Below are 19997 nucleotides of genomic sequence, written 5' to 3'. Positions count from 1 at the left end.
CGTCGCACGTCCCCGTGAAGGGGCGGAGCGGAGTGCGGGTACCGGTCAGAAATTCCAGGTGAAGTTCGCCTGGAAAGCGTTCACCGTGACGCTGTCCGCGAACTGCCCCACATAAGAGGCCCCCACCCGCATCTGGGCATTGAGCTTCAGGTCGAGGCCGGCTTCCACCAGCGCGGTGTTCTGCGCCAGCGGAAGGCCCTGGACGGTGAAGTTCGCGCCGGGAACGCTGGCCAGAGCAAGCTGCGCGCTCGGGGTGAGATCGCCAAAGGCATATTGCCACGCGGCCGAGACATGCGGCGCGAACGCCATGCCGTTCGACAGCGGCAGGCTGGTCGCGGCGCGAAGGCCGAGGGTGCCATAGCCGACGTTTGCGGAGGACGACGCCCCGCTCAAAGCCGAACTGACGGCACCGTTCTCCGAGAAGCTGTCCGTGTTGAGGTGCACCCAGGCAAGACCCGCATAGGGCTCGAACGCCACGGCCTGCACCGCAAAGCCGTAGCCCACCTCGGCGAACAGCTGACCGGTCCCACCGTTGTAATTGGCCTTGGCCTGCTCAATGAAGCCCGGGAAGGCGACCGTGCGGGTGGTGTCGATCTGGCTGAAGGCGTAGCTCGCCCCGAGCCGCAGGTTCCAGGGGCCGGCGCTCGTGCCCGCATAAAGCGCAATCGTCGCGCTGTCCGCCTCCGAGGAGCCGGAAACGTTGTTCAGGCTGGCGTTGGACTGCGTATAGCCCAGCGCACCGCCAACCCGCCAGTTGCCGACGGTCGCATCGATGCCGCTGATGACGCCGCCCAGCGTCTCGCTGATGCCTGAGACGTTGCCGTTGCCGCCATAATTCGCCCAGGAGCCGAAGCCCTGTGCCCAGAGCGTGGGACCGGCCGGGGGCGGCACCGCGACCGGCGCACCACCGGCGGCATAGGCGAGCGCCGCCGCGGCGGAGGTCGCGGGAGCGGACGCCTCCGAGCCCGCATAGGACATGGTCGGGCCGCCATAGGCCAGCGCGGCCATCGCCCCCGAGCGGTCCGCATAGGCGCCCTGCCGCAGCCGGTCCAGAACCGCCTGCCGACTGTAGAGACCATCGCCGATGAGCACGGACTGCTCGCTGGCAAGGGCTTCGCCGGACAGAGCGCTGAGGGCCTGAGGCAACTGGCTGCTGTTCAGGGCATACAGTGACGTGAGCGGATCGGAGACGCCAGATCCGGCATTGAACGCCCTGTCCAGACCGGCGCCGACCGCGCGCTGATTGGTGCTCAAGCCCTGTATCTGCGCCATGCCCGAGGTGAGGTTGAGGCTTACGGCGTTGGGCGCATAGACCAGCGACGCGCCCATGAAGCTGGGCAGGCCGGACGTGACCAAGTTGGTGAACGTGCCCGTATAGCCCTGGGTCGAAGTGAAGAGTGTGTAGTTCCGGGTCAGGGACGTGGTCTGGAAAGGCACCGCCAGCGTGCCGGCCAGCCGGGCCACGCCGACGATGCTCAGCGTATCGGTGCCGCTGGAGGTGACGCGCAGGGAAAGGGTTCCCGCTGCGGTCTGCACGAAGGTCCCGCCAAACAGGCTGGTGATTGACACGCCTATTCCCGACACGCCGATCCAGCCGCTGTTCTCCAGCCGCTTGTCAAGACCGCCGGTGGCGGCGAGGCGGCCGTCGATGACACCATAGTTCACGATCGCGGTGCCGACGGCATCAGGGCCGGTGCGCAAGGCATCGGCCACCGCGGGCGCCTGGAGAGTGCCGTAGTTCAGCAAGGTGCCGTAGAGGCCATGCAGTTCCGCGGCCGCGCCCACCACGCCTGACGCGACGACCGTGCCCATATTCGTGAGGACGCCATAGGTCTCGCCCCGCATGCCGATGCCGCCGGTGCCGGAGACCCGCACCGTGCCGCTATTGACGATGTCGTCGCCCTTGGCACCGGACAAAGCGGCCGCATTGTCGGCGCTGGAGGTCAGGGTGCCGGTGTTGCGGATTGGATTGTAGATGCCGGGCAGCGTGGCGATGTAGCCGTTGGGCGTGGCGGAGCCGGGGGTGAGATAGATGCCGACCACCTTGTCGCCATATGCGGAATTCGAGGACACCAGCAAGGCGCCGGGGATGTTCAGTTCGTACCAGGTGGGAATGCCCAGGGCGTCCACGTGCAGCACGCCGGCATGCACCACATTGTCCGGCGTCACCCAGTCCGCCACCATGTTGTATTCGCCGGAGCGGCCGGCGCCGGTGATGCCTTCCAGATGGGTGATGATCGCGCCCGGATGGTCGTAGGTGGTCCAGGTGCCGGTGAGGGTGTTGTAGAGATAGCCGTGCTCGAAGCCGATGCCGCCGCCGGGACCGGCATTGGCGTATCCGCCCGCGATCATGTCGCCATACACGCCATAGGCCGTCGTGCTCACGGCACCGGGCATGTTGTTCTTGACGTAGGTGCCCGTGGAGATGGTGTAGATCACCGCATTGCCGGTCGCGAGGCGGGTGTCGAAATTGCCGACCACCGTGTCGCCGAACGTGCTGTGCGCGATGGTGTAGAGCGTGGGATTTCCAGAGGCGCTCGGATAGGCCAGCGTGGTCAGCTGGCGTGCCGGAGCTGCGGCCGCATCATAGAGATAGCCCAGATCATAGGGTGCCGAGGCGCTGGTGATATAGCTGCCGACCGTCCGCAGGATGCCGGTCTGCGAGCCGAAGCTCGGACCATAAGGCGAGGAGCCCGTGGCGTTCGGATAATTCACCCCGTTGGACGTTGCGACGGGGAAGGCCGACCATGCCCCGGTGGTCATGTCATAGAGCAGGCCGCCGGTGGCGCCCGTGCCGGGCACCACATAATTGCCGACGATGGTATTGCCGCGGATGCCGGTCAGGAACGTGCCGCTCGTTCCGTAATTGAGCGTCTGGTAGATCGTCGGCGCCGACTGCGCCTGCGCGCCGGCCACCGTACACCACATCGCCACCCCGGCCAGAAGCGCCGGTTTCAAGCTCGATCGCGCCATACGGCGATACGTCAGAAATCTGGACATGCCCCACTCCCGTCCCATGGGAAGGGACGGTAACGGGTCACACCGGCCACAACCACGCGGATCGCAAAAGGGGCAGGAAATCGCCAGGGGGGTCAGTCAGCCTGGGACAAGCCAGAAGCGGCGACGCGGATCATGATACCCGCGTCGCTGATTTCGGAAGCGCTCAGGCGGCCTTCGTAACCGCCGCGCGGCGCTTCAGGTCCGGCGGCACGGCTTCGTCCGCCAGCAGCTTCAGCGCTTCCTCCAGGGGAAGCACCTTCTGCTCCTGGCTGCCGAGGCGGCGGATGGAGACGGTGCGCTCGGCGGCCTCCTTCTTGCCCAGCGCGAACTGCACCGGGATCTTGGCCAGCGAGTGCTCGCGAACCTTGTAGGAGATCTTCTCGTTGCGCGTGTCGAGTTCCACTTTCAGGTCCAGCGCCCGCGCCGCGGAGGCCACCTCGGCGGCATAGTCGTCCGCCTCCTGCGTGATGGTGCAGACCGCGAGCTGCACGGGGGCGAGCCACAGCGGGAAATGACCGGCGAAGTGCTCGATCAGGATGCCGGTGAAGCGCTCCATGGAGCCGCAGATGGCGCGGTGGATCATCACCGGCGTCTTCTTCTGGCCGTCGGCATCCACATAGAAGGCGCCGAAGCGCTCCGGCAGGTTGAAGTCCACCTGCGTGGTGCCGCACTGCCACTCACGGCCGATGGCGTCCGAGAGCGTATACTCGAACTTCGGACCGTAGAAGGCGCCCTCGCCCGGCAGGATGCCGGTCTTGATGCGCCCGCCGGATTCCGCCTCGATCTGCTTGAGCACGCGGGACATGACGTCCTCGGCATGATCCCACACCGCGTCGGACCCCACGCGCTTCTCGGGGCGGGTGGACAGCTTCACCGTGATCTCCTCGAAGCCGAAGTCGGCATAGGTGGAGAGGATCAGATCGTTGATCTTCAGGCACTCCGCCGCCATCTGCTCCTCGGTGCAGAAGACATGGGCGTCGTCCTGCGTGAAGCCGCGCACGCGCATGAGGCCGTGCAACGCGCCCGAGGGCTCGTAGCGGTGCACCGCGCCGAACTCGGCGAGGCGCAGCGGCAGGTCGCGATAGGACTTCAGGCCATGCTTGAAGATCTGCACATGGCCGGGGCAGTTCATGGGCTTCAGGGCGAACACGCGCTCGTCGCCGGTCTCTTCGCCGGCCGACTGCACCTTGAACATGTTCTCCTTGTACCAGCCCCAGTGGCCGGAGGTCTCCCACAGGCTCTTGTCGAGCACCTGCGGGGCATTGACCTCATTGTAATCGGCCTTGAGGCGGCGGCGCATGTAGGAGACGAGGCCCTGGAACAGGCTCCAGCCCTTCGGGTGCCAGAAGACGACGCCCGGCCCTTCCTCCTGGAAGTGGAAGAGGTCCATCTCCCGGCCGAGGCGGCGATGGTCGCGCTTCTCCGCCTCTTCCAGACGGTGCAGATAGGCGTCGAGCTCGCTCTGGTCCTTCCACGCCGTGCCGTAGATGCGGGTGAGCATGGGGTTGTTGCTGTCGCCGCGCCAATAGGCGCCGGCCACCTTCATGAGCTTGAAGGCGGTGCCGATCTTGCCCGTGGAGGGCATGTGCGGCCCACGGCAAAGGTCGAACCACTCGCCCTGCTTGTAGATCTTGACGTCCTGGTCCTCGGGGATGGCATCCACCAGCTCGACCTTGAACGCCTCGCCCTTGTCGCGGAACACGCGCTTGGCCTCGTCACGCGACCACACTTCCTTGGTGAAGGGTTTGTCGCGGGCGATGATCTCCTTCATCTTCGCCTCGATCTTCGGCAGATCGTCGGTGGTGAAGGGCTCGTTACGGGCGAAATCGTAATAGAAGCCGTTCTCGATCACCGGGCCGATGGTCACCTGCGTGCCCGGAAACAGCTCCTGCACCGCCTCGGCCAGCACATGGGCGGCGTCGTGGCGGATGAGTTCGAGCGCGCGCGGATCATCGCGCGTCACGATCTCGATGCGGGCGTCCTTGGTGATCGGCTCGGACAGGTCGGTCAGCGCCCCGTCGAGGGTCACGGCAACCGCCTTCTTGAGGAGCGACTTGGAAATGGCTGCGGCCACATCGGCGCCGCGGGTCCCGGGGGCATACTCGCGCTGCGCGCCATCGGGAAAGGTCAAGGTCAGCATGGCTTCTTCTCCTGCCCACTCCTGCGTACCCCGCAGGTAGGCTTCTTGTTGAAGGGGCCCATTTAGGCCGCCACGCGCCCCGCGTAAAGCACCGGGCCGGTGCGAGGCTGACCGGCGCCGCCGCTCGGACGGCGCCGGTCGATGCTCATTTTGCGGCCGCGCGCGGCAGGTCCGAGCAGTTGGACGCGGCGGGCTTGCCGGCGAAGCGGTCGGACAGGAAGGCGAGCGCGTCGGCGGCACCGGCCTTCATCACCCCATCGTGGTCGGTCTTGGGAAAGGTCTTGTAGGTGAGGGTGTTGCCCTTCACGCACAGATCGCGGGCGACCGCATCCGTATCCTGCGGGCGGACGGTCACGTCGGCCGTGCCCTGCATGAGAAGCGTGGGCGCGGAAATCCTCAGCGTGCCCGGCTCGTTCTGCGCCGCCACCTTCAAGAGCGCCGTCACGTCCTGCTTGGGCAGGAACTGGTCCTTGGCGATGGCGGTGGACCAGTAGCCCTGCGTGAGCGTGCGGGTCATGCAGCCCTTCTGAAGGTCGGCCATATGGGCCAGAGCCTGAGGGGTGAGGATGCGGGCAAGGTCGATGGCGGAATCGGTGGTCGAGAAGGAATGGAGGGCATAGAGCACGTAGGGCACCGCCAGTTCCGTCTTGTCCGACAGGCGCACGGCGTCGAAACGGCCCGCCATGTTGGCACCGGGCGCCATGGCCACATTGCCCACGAGCTGGAATTCCGGCGCATAGTCCGGCCCGATGGCGGCGGTGAAGAGGTCCGCCTGCCCGCCTTGGCTATGGCCCATCACCGCATAGCGGGTGCCGATGGCGGGCTCCAGGGTCCGCGCCGCCCGCAAGAGGTCGAGCGCATTCTTGCCGTTGGGCACGCCTTGAAAGAAGGGATGGAAGCCGGCGACGCCGAGGCCCTGATAGTCGGTGGCCACCACCGCATAGCCCTTGGCCACGAAGGCATCGAGCAACGGCCGGATGGCGGCGATATATTCATGCTCCGGCCCCTTGGCAGTGTCGCGCGAGGGCCCACAGACGGCCGCAAGCCCCACCGTGCCGTGGGTCCAGGTGATGACCGGCCAGCCGCCTGCCGGCGGTTTGCCCTTGGGGATGGAGATGGTGCCGGAGACGGCGACCGGCGCCCCCTTGGGGTCCTCGGACTGATAGAGCACCAGCAGATTCTTGGCCGCGCTCGGCAGCGCCATGGTGCCGGAGAGGGCGCGCGCCTGGATGACGCTGCCCTTCTCGCCCTTCGGCAAGGGCGTGGGCGGCACATAGAAGGCATCTCCCGACGGCCCCCGCGGCGCGGCCTGCGCCCCGCCGGTGAGCGCAAGAGCCAGGCCGATGGCCATAAGGGAAGCCCGGAACCGCTTGATCTTCATCGCATAACCCTCGCCGACATTCCGCGCGGTGGTAGGGGAAGACGGCGACAAAGTCATGGCATTCCGCCCTCACGCGTTCGGCGGCACGTCCGGCTTGCGGCGCCAGAAGCCGTAGGCCCACGGCCGATACCACCTCCCCTCCGCCGGCAGGCATTGCGGCACGGGATCGAAGCCCGCATCGCCCCAGGGATGGCAGCGGCAGATCCGCGAGAGCCCCATCCAGCCGCCGGCCCAGGCCCCGTGACGGGAAATCGCTTCCTCCGCATAGGCCGAGCAGGTGGGCAGGTATCGGCACTGCCGACCCATGAAGGCGGAGAGCGTGTAGCGATAGAACAGGATAGGCAGTCGCAGCAGGCGGCGCGGCAGCAGGGCGAGGCCGCTCGGCCGCCGCCGTTCGGGGCCGAAAAGGTGCTCCGTGCCACCGGGTTGTGGCGCGTCTCCGCCTGCCATGTTACCTCTCAATCCTCCTCATCCGCTTGGTGTGCCATGCGCCCGCAGACCGCCCCCTCCAGCCGCACGGACATCTCCCGTCTGGCCGTTCGCCGCTCGCGCCTGAGCCCGCTTTTCGCCCTCGGCGCGCTGGCGCTGGTTATGGCGGGTCCGGTGCTGGCCGCCGGACCGGATTATATCCGCCCTGATCAGGTGGACCTCATCCGCATCCTGCCGCCTGCCCCCGCGCCGGGATCGGCGACCACGCAGGAAGATTTCCGCATCCTGCTCGATTACCAGAAGGCCCGCACGCCCGCGCAGGTGGCCGCCGCCAATGAGGATGTGAAGCGCCATCCCGCGCGCTTCTCCGAGGCCGTGGGCACGGACCTGTCGAAATCGGCGGCGCCCATCACCGATGAGGTGCTGGATCACGCCTGGAAGCAGGCCTATGCGCTGGTGAGCGTCACCAAGCAATACTGGAACCGGCAGCGGCCCTATCTCGCCAACCCCGAGATCCACCTCGTCCTGCCGGCGGAAGACACCGCGTCCTATCCCAGCGGCCACGCCACCTACGGCATGTTCATGGCCATCCTGCTCGCCAACATGGTACCGGAGAGGGCCGGCATCATCATGGATCGGGGCCGGGAGTACGGGATCGAAAGGCTGATTGGCGGCGTGCATTATCCGAGCGACGTGGAAGCCGGCCGCATCACCGGCAGTGTGCTGGCGGCCGAAGTGCTCGGCAACGCCGCCTTCAAGGCCGATCTGGCGCGCGCGGCGGCGGAAGTGCGTACGGCCCTCAAGCTGCCGCCACTCTCCCCCGCCATCATGCCGGCGCAGGCGCCGCTGCCGGCTGGCGGGGCAACCGCCCTGCCCCTCCCGGCGGCCGCCGCCCCATCCAAATAGGTGGAGCCGGCAGCAAAGAGGCTCATTCCGCAGCGGCGGTGGCGCGCGCGACCTCGATCTGGCCTATGGCATCCACCACCGCATCGAAGGTGAGAAGCGTGGACGGATGCCGGGCCTTGTAGTCCCGGACCGGTTCCAGCACCGCGAGGTCCGCCCAGCGGCCCTCGGGCGGCGCGCCGTTCTCCTTGAGCATGGCCCGCATCTGCTCGCGCAGGGCTTTGAGTTCCGCCGCCGTCGCGCCCACCACGTGACTCGCCATGATGGAGGAGGAGGCCTGCCCGAGCGCGCAGGCGCGCACCTCATGGGCGAAATCGGTGACCACATCGCCCTCCATCTTGAGGTCGATGGTCACGGTGGAGCCGCACAGGCGCGAATGGGCGGTGGCCGTCGCATCCGGCTGCTCAAGCCGGCCGAGGCGAGGAATCTCTGCCGCAAAGGCGAGGATACGGGCGTTATAAACGTCGTTGATCATGCCTGACATTCCCTCGGCCGGACCTTCGGCCGGAGCGGCCCGGTGGCCGCGTCGAATGCGGAACGGGCACGCGCAACATGCAATTGCCGCTCCGCACCGCACCCCATATATAGGGTGCGATTTAAGGGCGGAAACACCACAGGCTCAAGTGACGGTGCCGCGATAGACAAAGGCCGTCATTCTCCCGGGGCCGCATGGCGGCGGGAGGAACGCAGGGTCTGTAGAGGCCGCAGGCTTCGACGAGCGGCGGCCAGCCTGCCGCTGATCAAAGCCGGTGACACTCCGCCTCCCCGGGGCGGTCGTACGGAGTTGGGTTGATGGACGCGGTGGTGAAACTGTTCAAGGAACAGGCCGAGACCGAGGCGCAGCGGCAGATGCCGGTGCATCGCCCGGTGGATGCGCCGCGCCCCTCGCGCGCCGAGGCGGAAGCCGCCGTCCGCACCCTGCTCGCTTACATCGGCGAGGATCCCCATCGCGAAGGCCTTCAGGAGACGCCCGCCCGCGTCATCCGCTCCTATGACGAGATCTATGGCGGCTACGCCCTCTCTCCCGACGACGTGCTGGACCGCACCTTCGGCGAGATCGGCAGCTTCGATGATTTCGTGCTGCTGAAGGACATCCCCTTCACCTCCCATTGCGAGCACCACATGGTGCCCTTCATGGGCAAGGCACATGTGGCCTATTTCCCGGTGGAGCGTGTGGTGGGCCTCTCCAAGATCGCCCGGCTGGTCGATCTCTATGCCCGGCGCCTCCAGACCCAGGAGCACCTGACCTCGCAGATCACCACCGCCCTCGACGAGGCGCTGAAGCCGCGCGGCGTCGCGGTGATGATCGAGGCCGAGCATATGTGCATGTCCATGCGCGGCATCCTGAAGCCCGGTGTGACAACGCTGACCAGCCAGTTCACCGGCGCCTTCCGCGACGACCCGGCCGAGCAGGTGCGATTCATCACCATGCTGCGCGGCCTGCGCTGACCCCCCATCCTGACGAGCGTGCCATGACCGAACCGACGCCGGCCTTCGCCAGGGCCACAGACGCGCATGAGCTGGAAGAGGGCACGGTGCTGGCGCCGCGCTTTGACGCCAACGGCCTCATCACCTGCGTGGCCGTGGACGCGGCCACGAACGAAATCCTCATGCTCGCGCACATGAATGCGGAAGCCCTCTCGCTCACCATGGCGACGGGGGAGGCGCATTATTACAGCCGCTCGCGCAAGGCGCTGTGGAAGAAGGGCGAGACCTCCGGCCACACCCAGAAGGTCTCGGAAATCCGCATCGACTGCGATCAGGACGCCGTCATCATCAAGGTGACCATGGGCGGCACGGGCGCCGCCTGCCACACCGGCCGGCGTTCCTGCTTCTACCGCACCATCCCCCTCGGCGCTCCCGCCTCGGCGGACACGAAGCTCGCCTTCACCGGCGACGAGCCGCGCTTCGATCCCAAGGCCGTCTACGGCAAGCACGAGCACTGAGGGGCGGCCGCCACTCACGCGGGCTTGTCTGCGCCCATTAATACACAAAATCTATAGACGTTATTTTTATTCTTCCTGTAAGGTCTCCCGGTTCGCAACCGGAGACCTCCCATGAACCGCGCCGTGATGACGCTCGCCGCCGCCGTCCTGACCAGCCTTTTCACGCAGGCGGTCCGTGCCGAGACCATCAAAGTTGGAGCAACCTCCGGTCCCCACGCGCAGATCCTTGAGGTGGTGAAGCAGAATGCGGCCAAGGAAGGCCTGACCCTCGAGATCGTCGAGTTCAGCGACTACATCCAGCCGAACGCCGCGCTGGCGGCCGGCGACCTTCAGGCGAACTCCTACCAGCACCAGCCCTTCCTGAACGCCCAGATCAAGGCGCGGGGCTACGACATCGTGCCGGTGGGCAAGACCGCACTCTTCCCCATCGCCTTCTATTCCAAGCGTTACAAGACGCTGGCCGAGGTGCCGGCGGGCGCGACGGTGGCGCTGCCGAACGATCCGAGCAACGAGGCCCGCACCCTGCTCCTGCTGGAGAGCGCCGGCCTCGTGAAGCTGAAGCCCGGAGCCGGCGTCACCGCGACGCCGGTGGACATCATCGACAACCCGAAGAAGTTCAAGTTCATCGAACTGGAGGCGCCGCAGCTCGCCCGTGCCCTTCAGGACGTGGACCTCGGCGCCATCAACACCAATTACGCCATCGAGGCGAAGCTCAACCCGAAACGCGACGCGCTGCTGCTGGAAGGCCCGCAGTCCCAGTACATCTGCGAGATCGTGGTGCGGCGGCAGGATGCGGACAAGCCATGGGTGAAGACCCTCGTGGCCGCCTACCAGCAGGACAATGTCCGCGCCTTCATCGACAAGACCTTCAACGGCGCCGGCCTCGCCGGCTGGTGAGCCCGTGCCAAGGCTGCTGTCGGGGCTCATCGCCATCGCCCGTCAGTCTTCCGCGTCGTCCTCCTCGCCATCATCCGGCAGCAGGTCGCGCAGCACCTGAGCAGCCAGGGCGCGGGTGACCGGACGCTGGGCGGCGAGCGCCGCCCGGTCGATGGCCTGCACGACGGAGCGCGCGCCCTCGAAGGTGCGGTCCATGCGCAGCAGCAGATATTGCACCGTGGCATCGTCCACCGGGATCTGCCGGTCCGAGAACAGCTTCACCAGCACCGCGGCCAGCAGGGCGTCATCCGCTTCCTCGATGAAGAAGGTGGGCAGCGCCCGAAGCCGTGACGAGAGATCCGCCGTGTGGAGCTTCCAGTGGGCCGGCGCGGTGCGGGCGGTCATCAGCACGTGGGCCTGCTGCTCGCGGGCGAGGTTGAGCAGGTGGAACAGCGCCGCCTCCTCGAAGTGCCCCGGCTCCAGATCCTCCACCACCAGCGCGCCGCCGGCGAGCGCCTCGGGCACGTTCGCGCGGGTGAGGTCGACGGCGGAAACCGTCGCGGCACCCGCACGCTCCGCGAAGACCGCGGCGAGATGGCTCTTGCCCGTGCCCGGCGGCCCGACGAGGCAGACCACGCGGGCCGTCCAGTCGGGAAAGGAATCGATCAGCCGCAAGGCCGCGGCATTGCCCGGCGCCTCGAGAAAATCCTCGCGCTGCATGGCCGAGGTGGCCGGCAGATCCAGCGGAAGCTGCCGGGGACGGGTATCGCGGGGGGACATGCTCAGACCTTGTCGGCCACCCGCTCCTCGGCCGCCTCTGGCAGGCCGGTATAGAGCGTGCTGTGAAAATACTGCCGGAAGGCAAAGCGGACCAGCACACCGGTGGCGGCGGTGAGCGGCACGGCCAGGAGAAGGCCGACGAAGCCGAACAGATAGCCGAAGGCGAACAGCGCGAACATCAGCCATACCGGATGCACGCCGATGCTGTCGCCCACGAGCTTGGGCGAGAGGATATAGCCCTCGATGGTCTGGCCGACGATGAAGATGCCGAAGACGGTGCCGATCATGGCCCAATCAGGAAAGAACTGAACGATGGCGACGCCCATGGCCAGCACGAGGCCGGTGAGCGAGCCCACGTACGGAATAAAGGTGATGAAGCCGGAGACAATCCCGATGATGAGGCCGAAGTTGAGGCCGGCCATGCTCAGCGCAATGGCATAATAGGACCCGAGCAGAAGGCACACGAGCGCTTGCCCGCGCACGAATCCGGCCACCGCCATGTCCATTTCCCGGCCGAGCCGGCGCACCACTGGACGCTGGTGGACGGGGATCCAGGAATCCACGTTTTCCACCATGCTGTTCCAGTCGCACAGCACGTAGAAGGCGACCACCGGCGTCACCACGACCAGCGCGAAGACCGACAGCAGCGCCTGCCCGCCGGACCACAGCGAGGACAGCAGGCCCAGGAGATAGCTCACGCCCTGCGACATCAGGTCGGAGAGGGATTTCTGGATATCGGGCAGGCGGGTGCCGAAGATCTGGTCCACCCACTCCTTGTTCTCCTCCGTCACCAGCCGCTGGAGGCGGGTGACATAGCTCGGCATGTTCTGGATGAACTCATAAAGTTGGCCGGACATGATGGGCAGCACCACGAGCAGCAGCACCACCACGACCAGCAGCAGCAGGCCGATCATGAAGAGGGCGGCGGGCATGCGCCCGATCCCCAGCCGGCTCAGGCGCTCCACCAGAGGATTGAGGAAATAGGCGATCGCCGTCCCGACGACGAAGGGCAGCAGGATCTCGCGCAGCACCCACATGGCGAGGATGAGGACGACGAGCGTCCCGATCCAGAAGCGGAACTGCAGCTGCAGCTTCATGGCCGGCCTGTCCCCTTCCCCGCATGGCGACGGCGCTTCCCCGGCCCGGTCGCAAGCGGAAGGCGGAAGGCGGCTCACCGCGCCATGTGGCGCATCCATGCGGCGAGATAGGCAGCCGCGGAAAGGGCCGTCAAGCCCCCGACGGCCACGAGCCCGAGCTGGTACGGCCGGGTCCAGGCGAAGTCAAAACTCTCCCGCGACAGCACGAGTGCCGCAAAGGCAATCTGCACGGCCGTATTCACCTTGGAAACGGCCAGCGGCCGGATCACCACGGGCTTGGCGAGCACGGAGGAGAGCACGATGGCGCCCACGATCATCAGGTCGCGCGACACCACCGCGATGGCGACCCAGCGCGGGATGTCGCCGGAGATCGCCAGCGTGACATAGATGGAGACCAGCAGCGCCTTGTCGGCCAGGGGGTCGAGATAGGCGCCGAGTTCGGTGCGCATGTTGAAGCGGCGGGCGATGAAGCCGTCCACCGCATCCGACAGGCCCGCCAGCAGGAACAGGCCGAGGGCCAGTTGCGGCAGGTCTGCGGAGATGGCCCAGATCACCACGGGCACGATGATGAGCCGGCCGATCGTGATGAGGTTGGGCAGGTTCATGGCGCGCTCCCTGCGCCCGGCGGCTGCCGTCAGCGCTTGATGGAGAAGGGGCTGAAGCTCTGCTGGTTGGCCATGGCCTGGATGCGGAGCACCACCACATGGCGCGGCAGGGTGGCGGCGAAGAAGACCTGCTCGGCAATGTCCTCGCCGGTCATGGGGGCGGTGCCCTCATAGACCTTGTCCGCCTTCGCCTCGTCCCCGCGGAAACGCACAACGGAGAATTCCGTTTCGGTGAGGCCGGGTTCGATATTGGTGACGCGCACGCCGGTGCCCACCACATCGGCCCAGACGTTCAGCGCGAACTGCTTCACGAAGGCCTTGGTGCCGCCATAGACGTTGCCGCCCGGATAGGGATAGTCGCCGGCCACCGAACCGGTGAACACCACATGGCCTTCCTTGCGGGCCACCATGCCCGGCAGGCCGGCGCGCACCGTATAGGCAAGGCCGGTGATGTTGGTGTCGATCATGGTCTGCCAGTCCTCGATCTTCGCCTCCTGGGCGGGCTCGAGGCCGAGGGCGAGGCCGGCATTGGCGCACAGCACGTTGTAGCCCTTGAACGCGTCGGGGAGCGCCGCGAAGGCGGCCTCCGTGGCAGCGTAGTCGCGCACGTCGAGGACCACCGGCAGGACGAGATTCGGGAACTCCTGGGCGAGCGCCTGGAGGCGGTCCTCTCGGCGGCCCATGGCCACGACCTTGGACCCCGCGGAGGCAAAGCGCCGCACGGTCGCGGCCCCGATGCCCGAGGTGGCTCCGGTCACGACAACGGTCAGCGTCTTCGGATCAAGGGCGGACATGGATTTTCTCCTGACGGGAAAGGCGGATGGCGTGCGGGGGACATACCGCGCCGTGCAACATCCGTCCATGCCGCCACCGCGCGCTGGCGCGAGAAGCGGGAGCAGGGTAAGCACAATCCGTAGGGTCATCCTCTCGCCACGTTCCTGAGGAAACTCCCGAGCCGGCTCGTGGCTTGGTGGTCCGTGAGTCCGAACGTTGAAAGAGGCTGGTAACGCTTGGGGCGTAACTTTCCGGAAGGGGAGGCACGAGGCGGTCCAGCCGTGAGGCGGCAACGCGCGGAGTTGAGTGTATGAAGGTCATTACCGTTGGGGCCGTGCTGGTGGGCGCAGCCTTTCTGGCTGGCTGCAGCACGGGGCTCGACGGCTTCGGAGCCAAGACGACGGCCATGGACCAGCGCGTGCCGCTGTCGGCGCCGACCGCCTCGGTCGAGAGCGCCCCCGTGCCGCCGCCCGCCATGGCGGACGCTGCACCGGCAACCGGTGCCACCGCCGCCAGCGCCTCCGCAGCCGTCACCCCCAAGACTGTCGCGTCCAACGTTCCTCTGACGCCGCCCCCTGCCCTGCCAACAGGTTCGGCCTACGCCGCCACCGGCGCCAAGGAAGCCCTGTCCGGTGCCTGGACCCTGGCGTGGGACAGCGGCCAGCACACCTGCCCCGTGCAACTGACCACCGATCGCGGCATGAACGGCCTTTCCGCCCGCGCCGACGTCTCCTGCCCGAGCGAGATCTTCATGACCAAGGGCTGGGACATGATGGGATCGGACATCGTGCTACAGGATCACCTTGGCAAGGTGACCGCCCGTCTCCAGCCGGCCGGGCCGAACGCCTTCATCGGCACGCTGGTGGAGAACAACCAGGCTATCGCCCTCAATCGCTGAGGCGGGGGCGCCGACCGAGGCGCACCGCTACCAGCCAAACAAAACGCCCGGTCCTCTTCAGGACCGGGCGTTTGTGTTTTCGATCCGCTCGTGGCGATGGCGCAACGCGATCAGCGCACCGTGGCGGAGGTGGTCGCGGCCGCCTGATGCTGCGCGCTCGTGGGCGGATAGGCGAAGAAGATCATGCCCATGATCACGCCGTAAGCGGCAGCGAACATCACCCAGTCGCGCCAGGAGCCGCTGTGGGAACGAGCCTGCATTTCACATCTCCGGCACGGAATATTCTCATCTCAATCTACCGGATTAGTGGTTTAAGTCAATAGCGAGCGGAATTGGGTATATTCACGCGATACATCCGTTTAATTCTCACTTCGGCGCCATGCGCAACGCCCCGTCGAGGCGGATCACCTCCCCGTTCAGCATGGTGTTGCCGATGATGTGGAGCACCAGACGGGCATAATCCTCCGGATCGCCCAGCCCCGGCGGAAAGGGCACGGTGGCGCCGATGCTGTCCTGCACCTCCTGCGGCATGTTGAGCATCATGGGCGTGGCAAAGATGCCGGGCGCGATGGTCACCACGCGAATGCCGACGCCCGCGAATTCGCGCGCCGCCGGCAGGGTCAGGCCCGCGACGCCCGCCTTGGAGGCCGCATAGGCCGGCTGGCCGACCTGCCCGTCATAGGCGGCAATGGAGGCGGTGTTGATGAGCACGCCCCGCTCGCCCCGCGCCAGCGGCTCCAGCCCCACGGCGCCGGCCGCCACGAGGCGCAGCAGGTTGAACGTGCCGATGAGGTTGATCTCCACCACCCGGCGGAAATCCTCCAGCGGTTGCGGCCCCTTGCGGCCGACGATGCGGCCCGCCGGAGCGACGCCCGCGCAATTCACGAGGATGCGCGCCGGCCCGTGCGCCGCGGCCGCCGCGGCCACCGCGGCTTCTGCGCTCGCCGCATCCACAACGTCGCAGGCGAAGGCCTGCCCGCCGATTTCTGCTGCCACCCGCGCCGCGCCCTCCACCTCCCGGTCGAGCAGCGCCACCTTCGCCCCTGCCGCGGCCAGCGCCCGCGCCGTGACCGCGCCGAGCCCCGACGCCGCGCCGGTGACGACGGCGGCATGTCCCTTCACATCCATGGCCTTCTCCCCGCTGTTCTTATGGTTCGCCCGGCGTGCGCCGGGTCAGTGCCCCTCGAAGCGGGGCAGGCGCTTGGCGACGAAGGCAGCGACACCCTCGGCGAAATCGTGCGTTCCGGCGCTTGCGACGAAGGCCTCCTTCTCCGCCGCCAGTTGCTCGGTGAGGCTGTGGGTTTCCGCGCCGCGCAGCAGGGCCTTGATGCGTCCATAGGCGGCGGTGGGACCAGCGGCGAGGCAGGCGGCGAGTTTCTCCGTCTCCTCGGCGAGATCCGCGAGCGGCACCACCTTGTTGGCGATTCCCAGCCGCAGGGCCTCCTGCGCATCGACCATGTCCGACAGCAGGGCCAGTTCCATCGCCTTGCGCAGGCCGACGAGGCGCGGCAGGTGCCAGGTCCCGCCGCCGTCCGGGCTGGTGGCGATGCGGCTGTAGGCCATGGAGAATTGCGCATTGTCGGCAGCGATCAGCAGATCCGCCGCCAGCGCCACCGAGAGGCCGCCGCCCGCTGCCGCGCCCTGGACGCTGGCGATGACCGGCGCCTTGAGCTTCGTCAGGATCTCGAGCGCCTCATGGAACGGGCCGATGAGCGCCGCCACGAGATGCGGCGCCTCCGGCCCCGCCTTGTGGAAGCTCGCCACATCGCCGCCGGCGAGAAAGGCCCGTCCCTCCCCCGAGAGCACGACGACGCGGATGCCGGGCTGCTCCGCCACCGTCTCCACCGCGCGCTTGAAGGCGAGGATGGAATGCTCATCGAGCGCATTCAGCACGTGGGGTCTGTTGAAGCGGATGCGGGCAATGCCGCCCGTCACATCGAGCAGCACCGGATCGGCGTTAGACATCTGTTCCCTCCCGCGGCTCATGCGGCCGCCTTGGGGTGAACGCTGCACCAAAGCGCGGGGGCGCGGCAAGTGCCGGTGCGCCGCAGCCTTGCGCCGTGGACCGCCCTTGCCGAGGGCCGGCCTGCCCGCCACAGTATCGGCTCAGGCCGGCACAGATCGGCCAGGAGGGGCCGCCGGAGCGGCGGCCGGCTGGGAGAAATTCGATGCCCGTTCCCGACACGCTTTCAGGCCGCCTGAAGGCGCCCATCATCGCCGCGCCCATGTTTCTCGTTTCCGGTCCCGATCTCGTGGTGGAGACCTGCCGCGCGGGCCTGCTCGGCACCTTTCCCGCACTCAATGCCCGCAGCACGGACGCCTATGGCGCCTGGGTGGAGGAGATCGAGAACCGCCTCGATGGCATCGAGGACGCCGCGCCCTTCGGCGTGAACCTCATCGTGCACCAGACCAATACGCGGCTTGAAGCGGACCTCAAGATGACGGCCCACAGGCGCGTGCCAGTGGTCATCACCTCGCTCGGCGCCGTGCGCGATGTGGTGGATGCGGTGCATTCCTATGGCGGGCTCGTCTTTCATGACGTGATCAGCCGCCGCCATGCGGAAAAGGCGGCGGAGGCCGGCGTGGACGGCATCATCGCAGTAGCGGCGGGCGCCGGCGGGCATGCGGGCAACCTCAGCCCCTTCGCGCTGATCGCCGAAATCCGCTCCGTCTTTTCCGGTCCCATCATCCTGTCGGGGGCCATGTCCACCGGCAGCCACGCCGCGGCCGCCCGCCTCATGGGCGCCGATTACGCCTATCTCGGCACGCGCTTCATCGCGACGAAGGAGAGTGCGGCGCCGCAGGCCTACAAGGACATGCTGGTCGCCGCCCAGGCGGCGGACATCCTCTATACGCCCGCCATTTCAGGCGTGAACGCCAATTTCCTCAAGCCCAGCATCCGCGCCGCGGGCCTCGATCCGGATGCGCTCGTGAGCCACGGCAAGCTCGATCTCGGTAGCGAGGCCAAGGCCTGGAAGACCGTGTGGTCGGCCGGGCAAGGGGTCGGTTCCGTGCTCGACGTGCCGAGCGCGCACGACCTCTGCACCCGGCTCATCACGGAATACCGCGCGGCGCTGGAGGGCGCCGCGCGGCTGCTCTAGATGTCGAAGCTATGAAGGTTGTTCATCCGGGGCTTGGGTGAGAGGCTTGGGTTGCGAAGCCAACAAGTCCTGACCGGAGCACCCGGATGAACATCCACAAGCATGCCCGCATGACATTCCACGGTCGAGTCCTTCTGGCGCAGCGGATCACGGTGGAAGGCTGGCGTACGGCCGACGCGGCCGGGGCCGCCGGCATCTCGGTCCGCACCGCCTACAAATGGCTGGCCCGCTTTCGGGCGGGCGGCGAAGCGGCCCTTCATGATGCAAGCTCGGCGCCCGGCCGAAAGCCCCGCGCCACGTCGGGCGAGACTGTGGCAGCCATCGAAGCCCTGCGCCGGCAGCGCCTGAGCGGCCCTGCCATCGCCCACAGCCTCGGCCTGGCCCGCTCGACCGTCGGAGCCATCCTGCGCCGGATCGGCCTCTCCCGGCTCGCCGCCCTCGATGAAAAGCGGCCCGCCAACCGCTACCAGAAGGCTATGCCGGGCGAACTCATCCACATGGATACGAAGAAGCTCGGCCGCATCGACGGCATCGGCCACCGCATCACCGGCGACAGAACCAGGCAAAGCAACAGGCGTGGTACCGGCTGGGAATGCCTCCACGTCGCCATCGACGATGCCTCTCGCCTTGCCTACACCGAAGTCCTGCCCGACGAGAAGAAGGGCACCGTCTGCGCATTCACCGCCCGCGCGCTCGGCTGGTTTGCCCGCCACGGCGTCGTCACAGCCCGGCTGATGACCGACAACGGCAGCGCCTACAAGAGCCATGACTTCCGCGATCTGCTCCGCGCTGCCGGCGTCCGTCACGTCCGCACCCGGCCCTATACCCCGCGCACCAACGGCAAGGCCGAGCGCTTCATCCAGACCTCCTTGCGCGAATGGGCCTATGCCGTCCCGTACACCTCCTCACGTCAGAGGACCCAAGCGATGCCGGGCTGGATCGACACCTACAATCTCAACCGGCCCCACTCCGCTCATAACGGCCTCAGCCCATGGACAAGGCTGAACAACCTTCTTGGAAACGACATCTAGAGCCGCACGGCGTCACCTGCTGGTCAGGGTATCAGCAGGATCGCGCCCGCATTGGTGCGCGCTTCCGCCGTGCGGTGGGCGGCCGCCACCTCGCCGAGCGGAAAGCGGGCGGCGATCACCGGCTTTACATAGCCCGCGTCGAGCGCCGCGAACAGTTCCGCCGCATTGGCCCTGAGATCGGCGGGATCGGCATTGCGCGGGAAGATCGAGGCGCGGGTCAGATAGAGGCTGCCCTTCTTGGAGAGCAGTTCCGGCGAGATGTCCGGCGCAGGGCCGGACGCGCCGCCGAAGAGCACCATGAGGCCGAAGGGCGCCACGCAGTCCAGCGACTTCAGGAAGGTGTCCTTCCCGACGGAATCGTACACCACCCGCGCCTTCCGTCCGCCGCTGGCGGCGATCACCTGCTCGGGCCAGTCGGCCTGCGAATAATTGATCGCCACGTCACAGCCAGCGGCTTTGGCGATGTCGCACTTGGCGGGCGACCCGGCGGTGCCGATGACGAAGGCGCCGAGCGCCTTGGCCCAGGAGGACATGATCTGTCCCACGCCGCCCGCGGCGGCGTGGATCAGCACGATGTCGCCCGGCTCCACCTTATAGGTCTTGCGCAGCAGATACTGCGCCGTGAGCCCCTTGAAGATCACCGCGGCGGCCTCCTCGTCGGAGATGCTGTCGGGTATGGTCACCAGCCGTTCGGCGGGCAGGTTGCGGCGGTCCGCATAGGCGCCAATGCCGGCATTGATATAGGCGATGCGGTCCCCGACCTTGAGCGAGGTCACGCCTTCGCCAACAGCTTCCACGATGCCCGCCGCCTCGTGCCCGAGGCCGGTGGGAAGCGGCAGCGGATAGATGCCCGTGCGCTGGTAGACGTCGATGTAATTGAAGCCGACCGCCGTCTGGCGCACCTGCACCTCGCCGGCCGCGGGCGGCGGAAGCTCCACGGTTTCCAGTTGGAGCACCTCTGGCCCGCCAAAGGAATGAATGCGAACAGCACGCGCGGTCGTCATGGGGCAGCCTCTATGGTACGATAATTATCGTA

20 protein-coding genes are annotated in these 19997 nt (G+C 67.3%); 7 read left to right on the top strand and 13 right to left on the bottom strand.

Annotation, left to right across the window (positions count from 1 at the left end; genetic code table 11):
- Positions 1–45: 45 nt before the first annotated feature.
- From AZC_RS04860 to yidD, 4 genes are all read right to left on the bottom strand, one after another.
- On the bottom strand, positions 46–3000 hold the full coding sequence (locus AZC_RS04860; protein WP_244421796.1) for an autotransporter outer membrane beta-barrel domain-containing protein: 2955 nt from the start codon (positions 2998–3000) through the stop codon (positions 46–48).
- Positions 3001–3163: 163 nt separating this feature from the next.
- Positions 3164–5140: a threonine--tRNA ligase gene (gene thrS, locus AZC_RS04855; protein ID WP_043878908.1), complete on the bottom strand. Its 1977-nt coding sequence runs from the start codon at positions 5138–5140 to the stop codon at positions 3164–3166.
- A gap of 145 nt (positions 5141–5285) precedes the next feature.
- Positions 5286–6491, bottom strand: a complete 1206-nt coding sequence (locus AZC_RS04850; protein ID WP_244421795.1) for an alpha/beta fold hydrolase — start codon at positions 6489–6491, stop codon at positions 5286–5288.
- A 99-nt stretch (positions 6492–6590) separates the two neighbouring features.
- Positions 6591–6971 (bottom strand): membrane protein insertion efficiency factor YidD, encoded by a 381-nt coding sequence (gene yidD, locus AZC_RS04845; RefSeq protein WP_173362965.1) that lies wholly within the window; start codon positions 6969–6971, stop codon positions 6591–6593.
- A gap of 36 nt (positions 6972–7007) precedes the next feature.
- Here yidD and AZC_RS04840 point away from each other — a divergent pair, with 36 nt between their 5' ends.
- On the top strand, positions 7008–7856 hold the full coding sequence (locus AZC_RS04840) for an acid phosphatase (protein WP_012169475.1): 849 nt from the start codon (positions 7008–7010) through the stop codon (positions 7854–7856).
- A gap of 22 nt (positions 7857–7878) precedes the next feature.
- On the opposite strand, the gene AZC_RS04835 is transcribed toward AZC_RS04840, so the two are convergent.
- Positions 7879–8328, bottom strand: a complete 450-nt coding sequence (locus AZC_RS04835) for an iron-sulfur cluster assembly scaffold protein (protein ID WP_012169474.1) — start codon at positions 8326–8328, stop codon at positions 7879–7881.
- 317 nt (positions 8329–8645) lie between these two features.
- On the opposite strand from AZC_RS04835, the gene folE reads away from it, so the two are divergent.
- The 3 genes from folE (at position 8646) to AZC_RS04820 (ending at position 10696) form a co-directional block, all read left to right on the top strand.
- Positions 8646–9302: a GTP cyclohydrolase I FolE gene (gene folE / locus AZC_RS04830; RefSeq protein WP_012169473.1), complete on the top strand. Its 657-nt coding sequence runs from the start codon at positions 8646–8648 to the stop codon at positions 9300–9302.
- Between the two features lie 23 nt (positions 9303–9325).
- A complete protein-coding gene (hisI, locus tag AZC_RS04825; RefSeq protein WP_012169472.1) occupies positions 9326–9799 on the top strand; it encodes a phosphoribosyl-AMP cyclohydrolase in 474 nt (157 codons plus the stop codon).
- Positions 9800–9910: 111 nt separating this feature from the next.
- On the top strand, positions 9911–10696 hold the full coding sequence (locus AZC_RS04820; protein WP_012169471.1) for a MetQ/NlpA family ABC transporter substrate-binding protein: 786 nt from the start codon (positions 9911–9913) through the stop codon (positions 10694–10696).
- 42 nt (positions 10697–10738) lie between these two features.
- Here the strand turns inward: AZC_RS04820 and AZC_RS04815 are convergent, their stop codons facing one another.
- The 4 genes from AZC_RS04815 to AZC_RS04800 all read right to left on the bottom strand — a co-directional run bounded on the left by AZC_RS04815 (position 10739) and on the right by AZC_RS04800 (position 13951).
- Positions 10739–11455 carry an AAA family ATPase gene (locus AZC_RS04815; RefSeq protein WP_012169470.1) on the bottom strand — a complete coding sequence of 239 codons (717 nt, stop codon included), beginning with the start codon at positions 11453–11455 and terminating at the stop codon, positions 10739–10741.
- 2 nt (positions 11456–11457) lie between these two features.
- Positions 11458–12552 carry an AI-2E family transporter gene (locus AZC_RS04810; RefSeq protein ID WP_012169469.1) on the bottom strand — a complete coding sequence of 365 codons (1095 nt, stop codon included), beginning with the start codon at positions 12550–12552 and terminating at the stop codon, positions 11458–11460.
- A gap of 74 nt (positions 12553–12626) precedes the next feature.
- Entirely contained in the window at positions 12627–13157 is a 531-nt protein-coding gene (locus AZC_RS04805; RefSeq protein WP_012169468.1) for a CDP-alcohol phosphatidyltransferase family protein, read from the bottom strand.
- Positions 13158–13186: 29 nt separating this feature from the next.
- Positions 13187–13951: an SDR family NAD(P)-dependent oxidoreductase gene (locus tag AZC_RS04800; protein ID WP_012169467.1), complete on the bottom strand. Its 765-nt coding sequence runs from the start codon at positions 13949–13951 to the stop codon at positions 13187–13189.
- Between the two features lie 290 nt (positions 13952–14241).
- On the opposite strand from AZC_RS04800, the gene AZC_RS04795 reads away from it, so the two are divergent.
- Positions 14242–14829 carry a protease inhibitor Inh/omp19 family protein gene (locus AZC_RS04795; protein WP_012169466.1) on the top strand — a complete coding sequence of 196 codons (588 nt, stop codon included), beginning with the start codon at positions 14242–14244 and terminating at the stop codon, positions 14827–14829.
- A 110-nt stretch (positions 14830–14939) separates the two neighbouring features.
- Here AZC_RS04795 and AZC_RS25675 read toward each other — a convergent pair whose 3' ends face one another.
- The 3 genes from AZC_RS25675 to AZC_RS04785 form a co-directional block, all read right to left on the bottom strand.
- Positions 14940–15089, bottom strand: a complete 150-nt coding sequence (locus AZC_RS25675) for a hypothetical protein (RefSeq protein WP_012169465.1) — start codon at positions 15087–15089, stop codon at positions 14940–14942.
- Between the two features lie 106 nt (positions 15090–15195).
- The gene (locus AZC_RS04790) at positions 15196–15957 is read right to left on the bottom strand and encodes an SDR family NAD(P)-dependent oxidoreductase (protein ID WP_012169464.1); all 762 of its coding nucleotides are present in this window, start codon (positions 15955–15957) and stop codon (positions 15196–15198) included.
- Positions 15958–16002: 45 nt separating this feature from the next.
- Entirely contained in the window at positions 16003–16794 is a 792-nt protein-coding gene (locus tag AZC_RS04785; protein ID WP_043878907.1) for an enoyl-CoA hydratase/isomerase family protein, read from the bottom strand.
- A 203-nt stretch (positions 16795–16997) separates the two neighbouring features.
- Here AZC_RS04785 and AZC_RS04780 point away from each other — a divergent pair, with 203 nt between their 5' ends.
- Both AZC_RS04780 and AZC_RS04775 read left to right on the top strand, forming a co-directional pair.
- Positions 16998–17930 carry an NAD(P)H-dependent flavin oxidoreductase gene (locus AZC_RS04780; protein ID WP_012169462.1) on the top strand — a complete coding sequence of 311 codons (933 nt, stop codon included), beginning with the start codon at positions 16998–17000 and terminating at the stop codon, positions 17928–17930.
- A gap of 86 nt (positions 17931–18016) precedes the next feature.
- On the top strand, positions 18017–18961 hold the full coding sequence (locus AZC_RS04775; protein WP_012169461.1) for an IS481 family transposase: 945 nt from the start codon (positions 18017–18019) through the stop codon (positions 18959–18961).
- A gap of 23 nt (positions 18962–18984) precedes the next feature.
- Here the strand turns inward: AZC_RS04775 and AZC_RS04770 are convergent, their stop codons facing one another.
- A complete protein-coding gene (locus AZC_RS04770) occupies positions 18985–19965 on the bottom strand; it encodes a quinone oxidoreductase family protein (protein ID WP_012169460.1) in 981 nt (326 codons plus the stop codon).
- Positions 19966–19997 lie beyond the last annotated feature (32 nt).

The organism is Azorhizobium caulinodans ORS 571, assembly GCF_000010525.1.
GTDB lineage: Bacteria > Pseudomonadota > Alphaproteobacteria > Rhizobiales > Xanthobacteraceae > Azorhizobium > Azorhizobium caulinodans.
Note: the sequence above shows the minus strand (reverse complement) of the source record. Positions and strands in the feature narration are given on the sequence as shown.

What these genes read in the sequence shown, in the direction of transcription:
- AZC_RS04860 (WP_244421796.1), bottom strand. Translation starts at nt 3,000, where the DNA reads ATGTCCAGATTTCTGACGTATCGCCGTATGGCGCGATCGAGCTTGAAA.
- thrS (WP_043878908.1), bottom strand. Translation starts at nt 5,140, where the DNA reads ATGCTGACCTTGACCTTTCCCGATGGCGCGCAGCGCGAGTATGCCCCC.
- AZC_RS04850 (WP_244421795.1), bottom strand. Translation starts at nt 6,491, where the DNA reads ATGGCCATCGGCCTGGCTCTTGCGCTCACCGGCGGGGCGCAGGCCGCG.
- yidD (WP_173362965.1), bottom strand. Translation starts at nt 6,971, where the DNA reads ATGGCAGGCGGAGACGCGCCACAACCCGGTGGCACGGAGCACCTTTTC.
- AZC_RS04840 (WP_012169475.1), top strand. Translation starts at nt 7,008, where the DNA reads ATGCGCCCGCAGACCGCCCCCTCCAGCCGCACGGACATCTCCCGTCTG.
- AZC_RS04835 (WP_012169474.1), bottom strand. Translation starts at nt 8,328, where the DNA reads ATGATCAACGACGTTTATAACGCCCGTATCCTCGCCTTTGCGGCAGAG.
- folE (WP_012169473.1), top strand. Translation starts at nt 8,646, where the DNA reads ATGGACGCGGTGGTGAAACTGTTCAAGGAACAGGCCGAGACCGAGGCG.
- hisI (WP_012169472.1), top strand. Translation starts at nt 9,326, where the DNA reads ATGACCGAACCGACGCCGGCCTTCGCCAGGGCCACAGACGCGCATGAG.
- AZC_RS04820 (WP_012169471.1), top strand. Translation starts at nt 9,911, where the DNA reads ATGAACCGCGCCGTGATGACGCTCGCCGCCGCCGTCCTGACCAGCCTT.
- AZC_RS04815 (WP_012169470.1), bottom strand. Translation starts at nt 11,455, where the DNA reads ATGTCCCCCCGCGATACCCGTCCCCGGCAGCTTCCGCTGGATCTGCCG.
- AZC_RS04810 (WP_012169469.1), bottom strand. Translation starts at nt 12,552, where the DNA reads ATGAAGCTGCAGCTGCAGTTCCGCTTCTGGATCGGGACGCTCGTCGTC.
- AZC_RS04805 (WP_012169468.1), bottom strand. Translation starts at nt 13,157, where the DNA reads ATGAACCTGCCCAACCTCATCACGATCGGCCGGCTCATCATCGTGCCC.
- AZC_RS04800 (WP_012169467.1), bottom strand. Translation starts at nt 13,951, where the DNA reads ATGTCCGCCCTTGATCCGAAGACGCTGACCGTTGTCGTGACCGGAGCC.
- AZC_RS04795 (WP_012169466.1), top strand. Translation starts at nt 14,242, where the DNA reads ATGAAGGTCATTACCGTTGGGGCCGTGCTGGTGGGCGCAGCCTTTCTG.
- AZC_RS25675 (WP_012169465.1), bottom strand. Translation starts at nt 15,089, where the DNA reads ATGCAGGCTCGTTCCCACAGCGGCTCCTGGCGCGACTGGGTGATGTTC.
- AZC_RS04790 (WP_012169464.1), bottom strand. Translation starts at nt 15,957, where the DNA reads ATGGATGTGAAGGGACATGCCGCCGTCGTCACCGGCGCGGCGTCGGGG.
- AZC_RS04785 (WP_043878907.1), bottom strand. Translation starts at nt 16,794, where the DNA reads ATGTCTAACGCCGATCCGGTGCTGCTCGATGTGACGGGCGGCATTGCC.
- AZC_RS04780 (WP_012169462.1), top strand. Translation starts at nt 16,998, where the DNA reads ATGCCCGTTCCCGACACGCTTTCAGGCCGCCTGAAGGCGCCCATCATC.
- AZC_RS04775 (WP_012169461.1), top strand. Translation starts at nt 18,017, where the DNA reads ATGAACATCCACAAGCATGCCCGCATGACATTCCACGGTCGAGTCCTT.
- AZC_RS04770 (WP_012169460.1), bottom strand. Translation starts at nt 19,965, where the DNA reads ATGACGACCGCGCGTGCTGTTCGCATTCATTCCTTTGGCGGGCCAGAG.